15 protein-coding genes are annotated in these 15,809 nt (G+C 66.0%); 8 read left to right on the forward strand and 7 right to left on the reverse strand.

Annotated elements, in window-relative coordinates:
• Positions 1-9: 9 nt before the first annotated feature.
• Both TSA1_RS25670 and TSA1_RS25675 read right to left on the reverse strand, forming a co-directional pair.
• The gene (locus TSA1_RS25670; RefSeq protein ID WP_018317369.1) at positions 10-255 is read right to left on the reverse strand and encodes an Lrp/AsnC ligand binding domain-containing protein; all 246 of its coding nucleotides are present in this window, start codon (positions 253-255) and stop codon (positions 10-12) included.
• Between the two features lie 76 nt (positions 256-331).
• Entirely contained in the window at positions 332-2,275 is a 1,944-nt protein-coding gene (locus TSA1_RS25675; RefSeq protein WP_430649776.1) for a PAS domain S-box protein, read from the reverse strand.
• A gap of 349 nt (positions 2,276-2,624) precedes the next feature.
• Between TSA1_RS25675 and thiD the strand changes: the two genes are divergently transcribed.
• From thiD to TSA1_RS25695, 4 genes are all read left to right on the forward strand, one after another.
• Positions 2,625-3,425: a bifunctional hydroxymethylpyrimidine kinase/phosphomethylpyrimidine kinase gene (gene thiD / locus TSA1_RS25680; RefSeq protein ID WP_100178761.1), complete on the forward strand. Its 801-nt coding sequence runs from the start codon at positions 2,625-2,627 to the stop codon at positions 3,423-3,425.
• A gap of 342 nt (positions 3,426-3,767) precedes the next feature.
• A complete protein-coding gene (locus tag TSA1_RS25685; RefSeq protein WP_100178762.1) occupies positions 3,768-4,580 on the forward strand; it encodes a UDP-2,3-diacylglucosamine diphosphatase in 813 nt (270 codons plus the stop codon).
• 13 nt (positions 4,581-4,593) lie between these two features.
• Positions 4,594-5,637 (forward strand): glycosyltransferase family 4 protein, encoded by a 1,044-nt coding sequence (locus TSA1_RS25690; RefSeq protein ID WP_100178763.1) that lies wholly within the window; start codon positions 4,594-4,596, stop codon positions 5,635-5,637.
• Positions 5,638-5,795: 158 nt separating this feature from the next.
• Positions 5,796-6,779 carry a threonine/serine dehydratase family protein gene (locus TSA1_RS25695; protein ID WP_100178764.1) on the forward strand — a complete coding sequence of 328 codons (984 nt, stop codon included), beginning with the start codon at positions 5,796-5,798 and terminating at the stop codon, positions 6,777-6,779.
• A gap of 115 nt (positions 6,780-6,894) precedes the next feature.
• Here the strand turns inward: TSA1_RS25695 and TSA1_RS25700 are convergent, their stop codons facing one another.
• Positions 6,895-8,703 (reverse strand): caspase family protein, encoded by a 1,809-nt coding sequence (locus tag TSA1_RS25700; protein ID WP_174719069.1) that lies wholly within the window; start codon positions 8,701-8,703, stop codon positions 6,895-6,897.
• A gap of 164 nt (positions 8,704-8,867) precedes the next feature.
• Between TSA1_RS25700 and TSA1_RS25705 the strand changes: the two genes are divergently transcribed.
• Positions 8,868-9,311 carry an RbsD/FucU family protein gene (locus TSA1_RS25705; protein WP_100178766.1) on the forward strand — a complete coding sequence of 148 codons (444 nt, stop codon included), beginning with the start codon at positions 8,868-8,870 and terminating at the stop codon, positions 9,309-9,311.
• A 40-nt stretch (positions 9,312-9,351) separates the two neighbouring features.
• On the opposite strand, the gene TSA1_RS25710 is transcribed toward TSA1_RS25705, so the two are convergent.
• Positions 9,352-9,744 carry a VOC family protein gene (locus TSA1_RS25710; protein ID WP_100178767.1) on the reverse strand — a complete coding sequence of 131 codons (393 nt, stop codon included), beginning with the start codon at positions 9,742-9,744 and terminating at the stop codon, positions 9,352-9,354.
• A 141-nt stretch (positions 9,745-9,885) separates the two neighbouring features.
• Between TSA1_RS25710 and TSA1_RS25715 the strand changes: the two genes are divergently transcribed.
• Positions 9,886-10,245, forward strand: coding sequence for a hypothetical protein (locus tag TSA1_RS25715; RefSeq protein WP_245448411.1), 360 nt, complete (start codon positions 9,886-9,888; stop codon positions 10,243-10,245).
• A 17-nt stretch (positions 10,246-10,262) separates the two neighbouring features.
• Here the strand turns inward: TSA1_RS25715 and TSA1_RS25720 are convergent, their stop codons facing one another.
• Together TSA1_RS25720 and TSA1_RS25725 are read right to left on the reverse strand one after the other, a co-directional pair.
• Positions 10,263-10,616, reverse strand: a complete 354-nt coding sequence (locus tag TSA1_RS25720; RefSeq protein WP_100178769.1) for an ADP-ribosylation/crystallin J1 — start codon at positions 10,614-10,616, stop codon at positions 10,263-10,265.
• Between the two features lie 231 nt (positions 10,617-10,847).
• The gene (locus tag TSA1_RS25725) at positions 10,848-12,305 is read right to left on the reverse strand and encodes a hypothetical protein (protein ID WP_174719070.1); all 1,458 of its coding nucleotides are present in this window, start codon (positions 12,303-12,305) and stop codon (positions 10,848-10,850) included.
• Positions 12,306-12,380: 75 nt separating this feature from the next.
• Between TSA1_RS25725 and TSA1_RS25730 the strand changes: the two genes are divergently transcribed.
• The gene (locus TSA1_RS25730; protein WP_100178771.1) at positions 12,381-13,577 is read left to right on the forward strand and encodes an MFS transporter; all 1,197 of its coding nucleotides are present in this window, start codon (positions 12,381-12,383) and stop codon (positions 13,575-13,577) included.
• Here TSA1_RS25730 and dgcA read toward each other — a convergent pair.
• Positions 13,547-14,542, reverse strand: coding sequence for an N-acetyl-D-Glu racemase DgcA (dgcA, locus tag TSA1_RS25735; RefSeq protein WP_100178772.1), 996 nt, complete (start codon positions 14,540-14,542; stop codon positions 13,547-13,549). The two genes, TSA1_RS25730 and dgcA, sit on opposite strands and share 31 nt — an antisense overlap.
• Before the next feature lie 133 nt (positions 14,543-14,675).
• Between dgcA and TSA1_RS25740 the strand changes: the two genes are divergently transcribed.
• Positions 14,676-15,809 carry an MlaE family ABC transporter permease gene (locus TSA1_RS25740; RefSeq protein WP_100178773.1) on the forward strand — a complete coding sequence of 378 codons (1,134 nt, stop codon included), beginning with the start codon at positions 14,676-14,678 and terminating at the stop codon, positions 15,807-15,809.

Raw genomic sequence — 15,809 nt, forward strand, 5'->3', positions numbered from 1 at the left:
CCCAAGAGCTCAGCTCGCGCCAAACGCCTTGAAGGTGATGATGGTGAGGGTGTCCTGGATGCCGGGCAGCACCTGCACCTTCTCGTTGACGAAATGGCCGATGTCGGTGTCCTTGTCGACGTAGAACTTCACGAGGAGGTCGTATTGGCCGGCCGTGGAGTAGATCTCGGACGCGATCTCGGCTTCGGCAAGCGCATTGGCGACCGTGTAGGACTGGCCGAGCTTGCATTTGATCTGGACGAAAAAAGGAACCATCGCGGGCACTCCAAGAGCATATCTGGCGGCCAATAGGCCAAAACCGGCAGGATTTAGCAAGCACACTTGCCGGGTTTCAAGACGCCACGGTCGTGGCCGCGAACGCCTCTCTGAGCCGCTGGGCGAGCTCGATCTTGCGATAGGGCTTGGTCAGAACGATCGCCTGCGCATGCGCCTGGCCCTGCTCGACCAGGGTCTCCAGCGCGTAGCCCGAGGTGAACAGGACCGGCAGGGAGGGGCGAATCCGCCGGGCCTGGTCGGCGAGGTCCCAGCCGCTCATGCCGCCGGGCATCACGATGTCGGTGAACAGCATGTCGATGCTGGGGTCGGTGCGCAGCTGCTGCAGGGCCTCCTTGCCGTTGACCGCGGCAACGACGCGATATCCCAGGGCTTCCACCCTGCGGATGGCGGAGGAGCGAACGAACGGGTCGTCCTCGGCGATCAGGATCGTCTCGTATCCGCGCGGCGCCGCGTCCTCGCTATCGGAAAGCTCGCCCTGTGATGACCCGGCATCCGCGCGCGGCAGGTAGAGCCGGACCGTCGTGCCGAGCCCTGCCTCGCTGTAGATCGTGACGTGGCCGTTCGATTGCTTGGCGAAGCCATAGACCATGCTGAGGCCGAGCCCGGAGCCCTTGCCGACCTCCTTGGTGGTGAAGAACGGTTCGAAGGCGCGCCGGGCGACCTCCGGCGTCATGCCTTCGCCGTCATCGGTGATCGAGATCAACGCGTAGGCTCCGGCTGCGACTTCGGGATGAAGGACGCGATAGTCCTCATCGAGCGTGGTCAATTCCGTGCTCAGGGTCAGGTGACCTCCGGCCGGCATGGCATCCTGGGCGTTGAGCGCAAGGTTCAGCACGGCGGATTCGAGCTGGGCGCGGTCGGCGAAGGCCTGGATGGTGCCGAGCCCGGAGCTCGTCTTGATCTCGATGTCCTCGCGCAAGGTGCGCTTGAGCAGCTTGAACATGGATTCGAGCAGGCTCCGGCAATCGATCGTCTGCGGCTGCAGCAATTGACGGCGACTGAATGCGAGCAGGCGCTGCGTCAGCTCGGCGCCTCGTTCTCCCGATTGGGCGATGTCGTCGGCAAAGCGCCGCAGGTCGGGCCTCGCCTTCAACTGCTCGCTCAGATGCTCGGCGTTGCCGATGATGACGGTGAGCAGGTTGTTGAAGTCGTGAGCGATGCCGCCGGAGAGCTGGCCGACCGTCTCCATCTTCTGCGCCTGCTGAAGCTGCTGCTCGGTCAGCTTGCGCGCGGTCAGGTCGTGGACGATGCCGACGAAGATCAATTCGCCGTCCTGTCGCGCCTGGCCGACCGACAGCTCCATCGGAAAGGTCGATCCGTCCTTGCGCAGGCCGGTGGCCTCGCCGGCGGTCGCGAATTGCCTCCCCTGACCGTCTGGCGCGGCGCCCGCCTCGGGTATCAGCATCCGGACGTTGCGGCCCATCACCTCGTCGGCCGAGTAGCCGAACAGGCGCGCGCAGGCCGGATTGAACAGCAGGATGCGGTCCTGCGCGTCGAACAGGATGACGCCGTCGACCGCGGTCTCGACGATGGCCGTGAGGCGCGCCATGCTGTCGCGCATCGCGCGCTGCGCGTCGCTGACCTGCTGGAGCAGCAGCGTGGCGTCCCGACTCTTGATCTCCTCTTCCTCGAGCGCAGCCTGGACCTGACGCAGCTCGAACGGCGAGGGGATCGTCAGGATCTTCGGCAGCAGCGGCCAGAGCGCGCCCGCCGTCATCACGGACGCCACCGCGGTCGCCGCCTTGACGATGCCCTCGATGCCGTAGACCGGCACCCAGAGCGTGTAGATGGACAGCACATGCGTGAGGCCGCACGCCATGATGAAGATCGCGAAGGCCCAATAGACCCAACCGAATTTGAGATCGCGCCGCTTGGTGACGAGGATTGCGAGCGCAAACGGGATCGAGAAATAGGCGGCGGCGATGCAGGCGTCGGATACGACGTGAAGCCAGATCAGCTCAGGCTCCCACAACAGGCAGATGCCGTGCGGAGAGAGCATGGACGAGTCGAGGAGACGTTCAAAAAAGGCCCACATCATTCCACCCCAGGATTCCATGTCAGGCAGCTTGCGGGCCGGGGCGGCCCGCGACGTCGGTGTCGCCGGACAGTTCCACCACTGACGTCTCACGCATCGGCGAAGCAGGTTCGCGACTATACCAAGGGTTCGGCGTGGTTGCATTTTCATGCCCGCACCCTTGGGGTACGGAGGCCGTGCTCTGCCCGCCCGACCCCCGGGAACACGCGGGTGTCGCGAATCACGGCTCGTCGCGGCTCGGCAGCGCTTGCTGGAGTTCCACGGTCGCGCTAGGACGGGCCATGGCGTCCCAATCCAGCAAATGTGCCCGTCGATGACGACCCCGGTCGCACTCACCATCGCCGGTTCCGACTCGAGCGGCGGCGCCGGCATCCAGGCCGACCTGAAGACCTTTGCCGCGCTCGGCGTCTATGGCGCGTCCGCCATCACGGCCTTGACCGCGCAGAACACGCGTGGCGTCACCGGCATCCACGCCGTGCCGGCGGATTTCGTCACCGCGCAGATCGATGCGGTGTTCTCCGATCTCGACGTCGGGGCCGTGAAGATCGGCATGGTGGCCCAGGTCGCCAGCATCGATGCGATTGCGGCGGCGCTGACGCGCTGGAACCCGCGGCACATCGTGCTCGACCCGGTCATGGTCGCAACCTCCGGCGACCGCCTGCTGGCATCCGAGGCCGTCGACGCCCTGCGCACCAGGTTGATGCCGCTGGCCTCGGTGATCACACCGAACTTGCCGGAGGCCGCGGCGCTGCTCGACGAGAAGGTCGCGGCAAGCGAGGCGGAGATCGAGAGCCAGGGACGGCGCCTGCTGGCGCTGGGCTGCCGGGCGGTCCTGATCAAGGGCGGGCACGGCGAGGGCGCCGAGAGCACCGACTATCTCGTCGATGCCGACAGCACGCTCGCGCTCACCGCGCCTCGCCTCGCCACGCGCAACACCCATGGCACCGGCTGCTCGCTCTCCTCGGCGGTGGCCGCGGGCCTCGCCAAGGGCGAGGATCTCGAAACCGCCGTGCGCAAGGCCAAGGCCTGGATCAGCGCGGCGATCGGCGCCGCCGACCGCTTCAGCGTCGGTCACGGCCACGGGCCGATCCATCATTTTCACAAGTTCTACTGACGCGGGCTTGCCCCTGAACGCGCGCCTCGTCCTTCGAGACGACCGCTACGCGGTCTCCTCAGGATGAGGCTAAGCAGCACTGTGCCCGTTGAAACTAGGGCCGCACACTCGGCCTCATCCTGAGGGCCCGCCAACGGCGGGCGTCTCGAAGGATGTGCCGCGGGCAGATTGCCTCGGAAACGAACAGGGGCCCGGCGCTCCCGCGGCACCATGTCGCCTGATTGTCGCATGCGGCTGATATTCGCAGGGAGGGCGAGGCGAAGTTTGATTCGTATCTGAAGGTGCCTCAAAAGTTCAATCGGTCATCCCCCTGTCACGGGACATTGTTACAGGCTGGCGCGCATGGGAAGTTACGATGTGAGTGACGAGAGCCCGGAACGGCGCTTTCGCACGTTGTTCATCTCCGACGTTCATCTCGGAGCCCGCGGTTCTCAAGCCGATCTTCTGCTCGACTTCCTGCGCTACCACGACGCCGACACGATCTATCTGGTTGGCGACATCGTCGATGGCTGGGCCCTGAAATCGAGCTGGCACTGGCCGCAATCCCACAACGACCTCGTGCAGAAGCTTTTGCGCAAGGCGCGGAAGGGCGCCAAGGTCATCTACATCCCCGGCAATCACGACGAGTTCCTGCGCAACTATTACGGCACGCATTTCGGCGGCATCGACGTCGTCGAAAACACCGTCCACACCGGCGCGGACGGCAAGCGCTATCTCGTCATCCACGGCGACATCTTCGATCTCGTGGTGCAGAACGCGCGCTGGCTCGCCCATCTCGGCGACAAGGCCTACGACTTCGCGATCCAGATGAACCGCTTCGTCAACTTCTTCCGACGTATGTTCAAGGTGCCCTATTGGTCGCTGTCGCAATGGGCCAAGCAGAAGGTCAAGAACGCCGTCAACTATATCGGCGCGTTCGAGCAGGCGCTGGCCGCCGAGGCGCGCCGTCACGACGCCGACGGCGTGATCTGCGGCCACATCCACTACGCCGTGATCCGCGACGAGGGCGGCATCCGCTACATGAATTGCGGCGACTGGGTCGAGAGCTGCACGGCGCTCGTCGAGCACGACGACGGTCATTTCGAGATCATCACCTGGGCGGATCATCTGCAGAAGCCGGCAGCCGTCCCGCAGGTTGCAGCCAGAGCTGCATAACAGAGGCCGCCTGATGCGCATCCTGGTCGCGACCGACGCCTGGCACCCGCAAGTCAACGGTGTGGTTCGGACGCTGACCAAGCTTGCAGACGCTGCCGAAGGGCTCGGCGTTGTGTTCACGTTCCTCACGCCGCAATCGTTCCGCACCTTCGCAATGCCGAGCTATCGCGACGTGCGCCTGGCGATGCCCCGCCCGGCCCGGATCGCGAAGCTGATCGAGGAGGCGCGGCCCGACAGTATCCACATCGCGACCGAAGGGCCGATCGGCCTGATGGTCCGCCGCTATTGCCGCCAGCGCAAGCTGCCGTTCACGACCAGCTTCCACACCCGCTTCCCCGAATATGTCCGCGCCCGCGTGCCGGTGCCGGGCTCGCTGATCTGGCGGGCGCTGCGCAGATTCCATGCGCCCAGCCGTGCCGTGATGGCGGCAACGCCGGCGCTCGCGCGCGAGCTGACCGAGCGCGGCTTTGACAATGTGCTGCTGTGGCCCCGTGGCGTCGATACCGGCCTGTTCCATCCGCGCGCCGTCGATCTCTGCCTGCCGGCACCGGTGTTCCTGTCGGTCGGCCGCGTCGCGGTTGAGAAGAACCTCGAGGCCTTCCTCGACCTCGACCTGCCCGGCACCAAGGTGATCGTCGGCGACGGCCCGGCACGCGCCGCGCTGGAAGAGGCCTATCCCGACGCGATCTTCCTGGGCGAGAAGCACGGTGAGGAACTGGCGGACATCTACGCGGCCGCTGACGTCTTCGTCTTCCCGAGCAAGACCGACACTTTTGGCCTCGTTCTATTGGAAGCACTCGCCAGCGGCCTGCCGGTGGCGGCCTTCCCGGTGAAGGGTCCGCGCGACGTGATCGGCGATGCCCCGGTCGGCGCGCTCGATCACGATCTGCGCAATGCCTGCTTCACGGCGCTCGGCGTCTCCCGGCAGGATTGCGTCGAATTCGCCGCCAACTACACTTGGGAGGCCTCGGCGCGGGTCTTCATCGACAGCATTTTGGCGGTCGGCGCGGTGCTGCCGGGTCGAAACGGCGCGGAACAGCCCCGCTTCGTGGCCTAGAGCTATCTCGATCCGATGGATCGAAATAGCTCCAGATTCTTGTTTTGACGCGTTTTCTTCACGCGAACCGGCGTCGATTTCGCTTGAAAACGCCTTGGGCGACAATCCTCGCGCGGAGATGCCTTGCCCGGGCCTCATCGGCCGCGATAACATCGGCCATGACCGAACAGCTCCTCCCGATCGGCCCCGCCGATATCGACGCCGCAGCGCGCGTGATCGCGCCCTACGCCATCCGCACCCCGCTGCTGTCCTTTCCCGTGCTCAACGAGCGCGTCGGTGCGAAGGTGTTTCTGAAGCCGGAGATGCTCCAGCGCACCGGCTCCTTCAAGTTCCGCGGCGCCTTCAACAAGGTGTTCTCGATCCCGCAGGACAAGCGCGCCGGCGGCGTGGTCGCGTTCTCCTCCGGCAACCATGCGCAAGGCGTGGCGGCGGCGGCAAAGATCCTCGACATGCAGGCGACCATCGTGATGCCCGCGGATGCGCCGCTGTCCAAGCGCGAGCGCACCAAATCCTACGGCGCCGAGGTCGTGCTCTATGATCGCGACAAGGACGATCGCGAGGCGATCTCGCGAGGCATCGCCGAGAAGCGCGGCGCGACGCTGGTGAGGCCCTATGACGATCCGTTCGTGATCGCAGGGCAGGGCACCGCCGGGCGCGAGATCGCGGAGGACATGGCGGGCCTTGGCCTCAGCCCCGACATCGTGGTGGCGCCGGCTTCCGGCGGCGGCCTGATCGCGGGCGTCGCGACGGCCGTCAAAGCGCGCTATCCGCTGGCCGAAATCGTGGTGGCCGAGCCCGAAGCTTTCGATGATCACGGCCTTTCGCTGACCGCGGGCCATCGCGAGCCGCATGGGCCTGCGGGCCGCACCATCTGCGATGCGCTGATGGCTCTGATCCCCGGCGAGATGACCTTTGCGATCAACAGCAAGCTGCTGGCGCGCGGCGTCACGGCCTCGGACAAGGAAGTCGGCGCCGCCGTCGCCTTTGCCTATCGCGAGCTGAAGCTCGTGGTCGAGCCGGGCGGCGCGGTCGGGCTCGCCGCGCTGCTCGCGGGCCGCCTCGATGTCGCCGGCAAGAACGTCGTCATCGTGCTCTCCGGCGGCAATGTCGATGCGGATCTGTTCGCCGAGCTGGTGGCCTAGCCGTCATTCCGGGCCTGCGCCTCACGGCGCATCCCGGAATGACGATCCTCAAGGGGCGACATGAAGAAGGGGCAGAGCGTTTCCGCTCTGCCCCTTTGTTGTTGACCCGCTGCGATCAGTGCATGAAGCCACGGTGGTTGTTGCCGCCGCCCATGCTCGGGGCCTGGTTCATCGACTGGCGGAAATTGTTGCCACCGCTGTTGACCATGCGGTTGGTCGTAGTGAACTGCGGGCGGTTGTTGTTCTGGACGTTGTTCTGGACCTGCACCTTGTTCACCGGGTTGTTGTTGATCTTCACGCCGTTGTTGACGCGGATCGGGTCGTTCTGCGTCTGGACGTTCACCGGCTTCGTCTCGGTATTCGTGCCGCCCTTGCCGACATTCACCGGCATGCTCACGATCTTGCCCGGCTTGTCGCTGGCATTGCCGCCGTTGGGCTTGTTGTTGGTCGCCGGCAGGGTCACGATCTTGCCGATGCCGCCATTGTTGTTGGTGGTGTTGGTCGGCGCGGGCAGGGTGACGATCTTGCCCGGGGTCTGCGACGGCGTACCATTGGGCTGGCCCGGCTGGTTGTTGTTGCCGGAGGGCAGATTGACGATCTGGCCGCCATTGCCGAGCTTGCCGATGCCGTTGCTGTCGCCCAGCTTCTGCACGACCGGCAGGTTGCCGTTGATCTGGCCGCCATTATTGCCCTGCTGCAGCGGCATGTATTTGGGCTGGCCGAGATTGCCGATCTTGAAGGTCGGAGCAATGTTCTGCGGCGCCAGGAATTTGGTCGCCTGCATCAGGGGGATCTGCTTCGGCTGGGCCTCGAGGTTCAGCGCAACCTTCGCATAGGGCGTGTTGCTGTAGCTGTTGTAGAAGTTCTTGTAGGCGAGCGGGGAGTTCGCCAGCACCGCCTTGTGCCAGGCCTGCGACAGCAGGATGTTGTTGAGCAGCCAGCGGACGTGGTCGCACAGCGGGTCGTGCGGATACATCTGGATGAACTCCTGATAGTATTCCGGGCGTCCCTCGGACACGACGTAGTCATAGGCCTGACGGGTCGAGCGGCTCGGCAGGTTGGAGGCCATCTGCACCACAGGCGTATTCACCGGCGCGCGGTTGGCGGCGACAGCGGTGTCACCGAAGAAGGTGAAATCTGAGGTGAGCGAGGAGCTTTCCCACGGGATCTGCGCGCCGCTGGTGGTCTGGTTCACCTGCAGGCGCACGCGCTTGAACAACTGCTCGATCGGCACGTTGGGCTCGCGCGCGACGTTCAGGAAGGCTTGCGTATAGGGGCTGTGGCCGCCCGTGCCGTCGAGCGCTTCGGCACCCGGCGCAGTCGAGTAGCCGACGATCGAGCCGTTCGGCGCATCGACGATGGCAAGGCCGCGGCCGGCGTCATTGACGCTCGGGAAGGGATTGTTGCGGCAAGCATCGAGGATGACGATGCGCATGCGGCTCGGGATCGTCTCCAGCGTGGACATCACGTCGACGAGGCGCACCGAATTGTTGACGAGCTCGGTCTGGCTCGACACCTTGGCGTCGACGGGAACGAGATAGTTCTCGCCCGCGAGCTGCACGCCGTGGCCGGCGTAATAGACCATCGCCACCGTGTTCGGACCGCGGGCCGAAACCTTGGCGGAGAAATCCTGCACCACGCGGAGCATGTCGTTCTGGGTGAGGTCGGTGGCGGCAACCACCTCGAAGCCGGCGGAGTTCAGGAACTGCGCCATCGACTGCGCGTCGTTGTCGGGATTGGCGAGCTGCGGGGCGTTCTGGTAGTTCGAATTGCCGATCACCAGCGCCACCCGCTGCTCCGGGCCCTGCAGCGCGGTGGGAGCGGGCTCGACGGGGGCGACTTGCGCGGAAACGGGGCCGCAGGCGAAGCCGAACAGGCTTCCCACGAGGCTGGCTGTCATCAGCAACGGCTTTAGGCGGAACATGGCGTGCTCCTTTGGCACTGATCTCGATGCGAGATTGGTTGCGGGGAAGCCTGGCCGCGTTCGAGCTTGAACTCCGTGATTGCGATCACCATGGTGCCCCAGCGTGATCTGAATCACGCTTGGAACCTGCTATGGTTAGCGATCGCTGAGGGAACCGCCGTCACATGCTGAAATCGATCGATCCGATCCTGACGCCCGATCTGCTCTGGCTGCTGGCCTCCATGGGCCACGGCGACGATCTCGTGGTCGTCGACGCCAACCACCCGGCCACGCACATCGCCCGCTCGACCTCGTCGCAGCGCCTGATCCAGCTGCCGGGCATGACGATGGAGACGGCCGTCCGCGCCATCATGTCGGTCTATCCGCTCGACGATTTCGATCCCGATCCGGTGCGCGTGATGGCGCCGGTCGACGATCCCGACCGTGTGCCCGACGTGCAGCGCGCGGTGCTGGCCGAGATCGAACGCGCCAGCGGCGGCCCCATTGCTCCCGGCAAGCTGTCGCGGCCGGATTTTTATCGCGCGGCGGCTGCGGGGTTTGGCGTGGTGCAGGTCGGCGACAGCAGAGGCTACGGCTGCTTCCTGATCCGGAAGGGCGTGATCAGCTAGCGCACGATCCGGAAAAGTGTGCAGCGGTTTTCCGAAAAGATCACGCTCCAACACCAGAGGCTCGCATCAGCTGAGATGGCCAGCCGATCCGCACGAGGAGACCGTCGGGTCCGTTGATGCCCACTTCATACATGCCCCATTCGCGGTGACGCAGCACGCCGCCGGGCCGGATGACGAGATCGTCGACGCGCGCGGCAATGGCCTCGACATCGGGCGTGCGAATGAAGATGCCGAAGGGATTGTGCTCGGGCACGCGCCATGGGCCGTCGCCGGCTTGCGTGAGATGCACCTCGCATCCCCAGCCCCGCATGATGACATAGCCGGCATCGCCGCCGCTGCGCGCAAAGCCGAGGCGTTCCCAGAACGGAATTGCAGCGGCAAGATCGTTGCTTGGAACGATGGCGAAAGCGCCGACGTGCGGGGTTTCAGGCATGCGTTCACTCCGCAAATTATTCGCGCAGCTCCTGCTGCGCCCGGCAAGCTTATCGGGGCAGGCCGACATGTCGAAGCGGCAAAAATGCCTCCCACTCGAATTTGAATGGCCATCCCGCAGGCGAGCGTCTATCGTCGATCCATGTCTCGCCTTCTGTGTCTATTCGTTGCTGTCATCCTGTCGCTGCTGCCCGCGGTCGCGCCCGCTGAGCCCGTGCAGAAGCGTCCCAAGCAGGCTTGGCACGGTTACGGCTTCCTGCCGGGCTATCGCCAGCCGCTGAGCAACAGCATTCCGCTCTACAAGCAGAAGGACGCGATGCGGCGCCTCGCGCGCAACGACCGCCGCCACTGGTACATCGATCCGGTTCCGCAATATTACCGCTGGGACGGCGAGTGGCACTATTTCGGCCGCCCCGGCTTCAACGGGGGTCGCTACAACGGCGGCAGCTATGGCCCGTGCTGGACGCGCACGCCGATCGGTGCGGTGTGGAATTGCGGGTGATGGGGCGCTGACGGCGGCTAGGGAAAGCTGCGGATGACCTCGATCGGTCCTACGATCGCGGCATTGAACGCATCGAGATCTTCGGCGGGAATCCAATACTCCAGATGCGCCCGTCCGCCGGCCTCCTGCACGTCATATTTTTCGATGAGGCTCCGCTTGACCGCAAAGCGCGTCACGAAGCCCGATCCGCTCGCCGGGACATTCCAGTCGCGCGCGATCTTGATGGCGTAGTCCTCGGTCAATACTGGATAGAAGATCGGCTGGTCAGGCAGGCGCGGCGGGAACGCGCGCATGCCGGATTGCCTGATCAGCTCCAGCTCCTTTGGGCCGACGGGCCGCCAGAGGGTGAGGGTGTCTTCGGTGAGGGACATGGCTGTGGTGAGCGGGTTCTAGTGGGTCCCTACATACACCGATCCGTTCGCTCTATCACCGTCACCCTTAGGCGCGCGCTCTGCGGCGCATCGTGCCGTTGAGCGAGCCTCGAAGGGCGACGGCCCGGCTGCATCTCGGCCGTTCATCCTTCGAGGCTCCGCTTACGATGCGTGCGCATCGCAAGCTTCGCGCCTCAGGATGACGGAATTGATAGGTGGGGAGCACACCCCTTACGAGAAGAACGCGATCTTCTCGGCCTGGGTCATGCGACGGATCGGGGCGAGGGGATCGTTCGCGGGGGCGCGGGGCTTTTGCAGAATGCCGCTGGCGAGGATGGTGGCGCCGAGCGAGGGCTCCGGAACGGGCGAGAGCTTGGGCAGCGGCGTCGTCGGTGCTGCGGCGAAATTTGCCGTCGCGGCCATCGCCGGGGCCGGCTGCTCCATCACTTCGGCGGCAGCTTCCGCAATGGCGTCGGTGAGGCGCGCGAGCGAGTCCATTGCGATCGGCGCGTCGGCGGCGGGCTCTTCCACCACGGGGGCGACGACCGGCTGAGACGCGACCGGCTCCGGCAGCTCGGCGGCGATGGGTGCTGCGGCCTCCGCAGCCATCGGCTCCGGGATGGCCGTGTCCATCTCGGCCTGTGCAATGATCTCGTCGAACTCCGGATCGGGCGCGGCCATCTCCAGCGCGATGGCCTCGAGCACGGCGTCGTCTTCGGCTTGCGCGGCCGCGTCGAGCGCGAATGCGCCTGTGGCTTCCGCGAAGGCGGCAGGCTCGGGGGCCGGCTCCTCGAACGAGACGTCTTCACGCGCTTCGGTCGCGATAGTCTCGGGCGCGGCCTGGTCGGGCGCGATGTCCGGGACCGCGATCTCCTGGATCGCGATCTGGCTTTCGGTCGCGATTTCCGGCGCCGCTGCGGCGTCCAATGCCGGCTCGGCAGCGGCAAACGCTTCGGCAGCACCGGCCGCTTCCATGGCAGCTTCCGGCTCGCCAGCTGCCGCGATGTCCTGCGGCGTCTCCGTAAAAGCCACGGGTGCTTCTGCAGTCGCGGGCGCATCACTGGCCATCGCCGCGGGCGCGGTCTCGACGGGCGCGGCCTCGGCGACGAATGAGGGTGCCTCCTGCACCGGAGCGGGTGCCTGCGGCGTTGTGCCGCCGTCAGTCTGTTCGACCCGGTCCTTCAGCAGATCAAACGCAATCCTGAGCTCGACGCGGGGGTCAATGGTCGTGGCCTGTCCGCAGGCGGCCTCGATCGAGGCGAGCTGCGAATCAATCAGGTCGCAGATTCGCCCGTCGGCGCCGATCTCGCGCCAGCGCCAGGAGATCTCCTTGATGATGCGCACCCCGCGCGGGATAGGCGCAAGGCTCGCCTCGATCGCTCCGGGGTCGAACGCTGCAAGCGCGATCGTCTCGGCTTCGCGGATGGCGCGGCGGATCTCGACCAGCGCTTCGGGCAGGCGATCTTCGACGACGGGTTGTCGCTGCGCGGCAAGGGTTTCTTCGATCTTCGCGACTGCGTCGAGCACCATGCGCGTGTCGGCATTGCGGTTGCGCTTGGCGTATTCGCCGAGGAACCAGCGGCCGCGCGCGGTCTCCATGAAGGCTTCGCGGATCGCGTCGTAATCCTGCTCGTTCGGCTCGGCCGCGCGGGCAGACATGGGCGAAAGGGCGAATGCTTCGTTGGCCATGGCGATCTCGTCGCGCAAATCACTGCGCGTTATTGTAACGATCACCACGATATCGACCGAATCGCAATTGGTTTGATGCAGTCCGAATCACAAATCCCCATCGCGGCAGCGAAGAAGCGGCGATTCGCCGTGAACCTGGCCCTGTTCTACTCGGCCTTCTTCGCGGTTCTGGGCACGCATATGCCGTTCTTTCCGGTGTGGCTGAAGGCGATCGGCATCGACGCGGCCTGGATCGGCCTCATCAACGCGCTGCCGGCGATCACGCGCTTCACCACGCTGCCGCAAGTCACGGCCTTTGCCGAAAAGCGACATGCCATTCGCGGCGGCATCATGGTTTCGGTGCTGGCGACGGCGATCGGATTCTCGGTCCTTGGCCTGCAGCAGCAGCCGCTGGCGCTGTTCCTGATCTACGCGCTGACCTGCATGATGTGGACGCCGACGATGCCGCTGACCGACGCCTATGCGCTGCGCGGCGTCGCCCGTTACGGGCTCGACTATGGACCCTTGCGGCTGTGGGGCTCGGCAGCCTTCGCGGCCGGATCGCTCGCTTGCGGCTATCTCGTCGACAGCATCGCGCCGCGCGACCTGATCTGGGTCATCGTGGGCTGGGCCGTCGTTGCGGTTCTCGCCAGCCTGCTGCTTCAGCCGCTTGACGATCTCGGGCGGAGGGCGCCGGAGAGGCATGCCGGCAAGGCGCTGCTGCGCGATGCCGGCTTCTGGGCCGTGATCGCATCGGCGGCACTGATCCAGAGCAGCCACATCGCGTTCTACACCTTCTCGGCCATCAACTGGCAGCTCCATGGCCTCAGCGGGCTGACCATCGCGGCGCTGTGGACGCTGGGCGTGATTGCCGAGATCGTGGTGTTCGCGCTGTCGCCGCGCTTCTCGCTGCATCCGTCCACGCTGATGGCGATCGGGGGCTTGAGCGCCGTCGTGCGCTGGATCGTCACCGCCAGCGAGCCGCCGCTCGCGCTGCTCGCGATCGCCCAGCTCGGCCACGGCTTCAGCTTCGGCATGACCATCCTCGGCACCATGAATCTGTTGGTGCAGCGTGTGCCCGCGCATCAGATCGCGCGCGGGCAGGGCTATTACGCCGCCTGCAACGGGCTGCTCGGCGCAACGACGTCGATCGCGTCAGGCGCGATCTATGCGCGCTACGGTGAGGGCGTGTACTACGTCATGGCGGCGATGGCCGCCGCCGGTGCTGCCCTGATCTGGTCGGCGCGGCATCGGCTCAAGGCTCAGCCCCAGAGCGAGGCGTCGGGCGGATAGACCAGGCTGTCGTCATAGCGCAGGCCGTGATCGCGGTCGCGCGCCAGCAGCAGGGGTCCGTCGAGATCGACGAAGCGCGCCTGCGGCGTCACCAGCATGGCAGGCGCCATCGACAGCGAGGTCGCGACCATGCAGCCAATCATGATCTCGAAGCCGAGCGCCTGCGCGGCATCGGCCATGGCCAGCGCCTCGGTGAGGCCGCCGGTCTTGTCGAGCTTGATGTTCACGGCGTCGTAGCGGTCGCGCAATGAGGCGAGGGAGCTGCGCGTGTGCACGCTCTCGTCGGCGCAGACCGCGAGCGGCCGCTTGATTCTTGCCAGCGCCTCGTCCTTGCCTGATGGCAGCGGCTGTTCCACCAGCGTGACGCCGACGGCGTTGCAGGCGGCGAGGTTGGCTTCCAGGTTGGCCTCGGTCCAGGCCTCGTTGGCATCGACGATCAATTCGGATTCGGGTGCGGCCTTGCGCACCGCGGCGATCCGCTCTGGATCGCCGGCGCCGCCGAGCTTGATCTTGAGCAGCGGCCGGTGCGCCGCCTTGGCGGTCGCGGCGGCCATGGCTTCGGGGGTCCCCAACGAGATCGTGTAGGCCGTGGTGCGCTCGCCCGGCGCCGGGCGGTCGAGCAGGTTCCAGGCCCGTTGTCCCGCCGCCTTGGCCTCGAGGTCGATCAGGGCGCAATCCAGGGCGTTGCGGGCCGCACCGGGTGCCATGGCGGCCTGGAGGGCCTGCCGCGTCAGCCCGTCCACGACGGCCTGCTGCATCGCCTGGATGGCGCCGAGCGTGGCCTCGGGGGTCTCGCCATAGCGGGGATAGGGCACGCACTCGCCGCGGCCGGTCAGGCCGTCCCGGCTGACCTCCGCAACGACCGTCACGGCCTCGGTTTTGGCCCCCCGGCTGATGGTAAAGCTGCCTGCGATCGGGAAGCGCTCGATTCGCGCCGCCAGGGACGCAAATTTCATGGAAGTCATTTTGAACTCTGGCGAAATCTGAACCTGCTAGTTACCTCTAGCAACTAACATTAACCACTTGGGGATACCTTCTCTGGGTAAGGGCGCGTGCGCAACCATCTGATTTTCTCCGCCCCGGCACGGGAGCGGACATTTGAATAGCGATCCGAAGCTGGAACGGATTGCCAAGGGCAACGCGCTGGCACTTTGCGCCACCGGGACCTGGACCGCGAGCTTCGCGCCGGTCCTGGAGCGGATGGTGGCCGACGCCGAAAAGCTCGCCGGCAGCCCCCAAAGCATCTTCATCGACGTCTCCGAGGTCGCCAAGCTCGACACCTTCGGCGCCTGGCTGATCGAGCGGCTGCGCCGCAGCCTGACGAAAGGGCCCGTCGAGGCCCAGATCGCGGGACTGTCCGCCAATTATTCCAGCCTCGTGGACGAGGTGCGGCGGGTCCGGGCGACGGCGGTGGTCGACAGCAGCCCGGTCACCATCACCGGCATGCTGGAGCAGATCGGCCGGGCCGTGGCCGGCGTCGGCGGGACGGTCGCGGGCCTCGTCGACATGCTCGGCGCCGTGCTCGCGGCAGGGTTTCGCGTCCTGATCCATCCGCGCTCGTTCCGTCTGACCTCGACCGTGCATCACATGGAGCAGGTCTGCTGGCGGGCGGTGCCGATCATCGTGCTGATCACCTTCCTGATCGGCTGCATCATCGCCCAGCAAGGCATCTTCCATTTCCGCCGCTTCGGCGCCGACATCTTCGTGGTCGACATGCTCGGCGTGCTGGTGCTGCGCGAGATCGGCGTGCTGCTGGTCGCGATCATGGTCGCGGGACGCTCGGGCAGCGCCTACACCGCCGAGCTCGGCTCGATGAAGATGCGCGAGGAGATCGACGCGCTGCGCACCATGGGGTTCGATCCGATCGAGGTGCTGGTGCTGCCGCGCATGATGGCCCTCGTGCTGGCGCTGCCGATTCTCGCTTTCCTCGGCGCGATGGCCGCGCTCTATGGCGGCGGGCTCGTGGCCTGGCTCTATGGCGGGGTCGAGCCCGAGGCCTTCCTGCTGCGCTTGCGCGACGCCATCTCGATCGACCATTTCATCGTCGGCATCGTGAAAGCCCCGGTCATGGCCGCCGTGATCGGCATCGTCGCCTGCGTCGAAGGCCTTGCCGTACAGGGCAGCGCGGAATCGCTGGGGCAGCACACCACGGCCTCAGTGGTGAAGGGCATCTTCTTCGTCATCGTGATGGACGGCGTGTTCGCCATCTTCTTCGCCTCGATCGGGATGTGA

The organism is Bradyrhizobium nitroreducens (assembly GCF_002776695.1).
GTDB lineage: Bacteria > Pseudomonadota > Alphaproteobacteria > Rhizobiales > Xanthobacteraceae > Bradyrhizobium > Bradyrhizobium nitroreducens.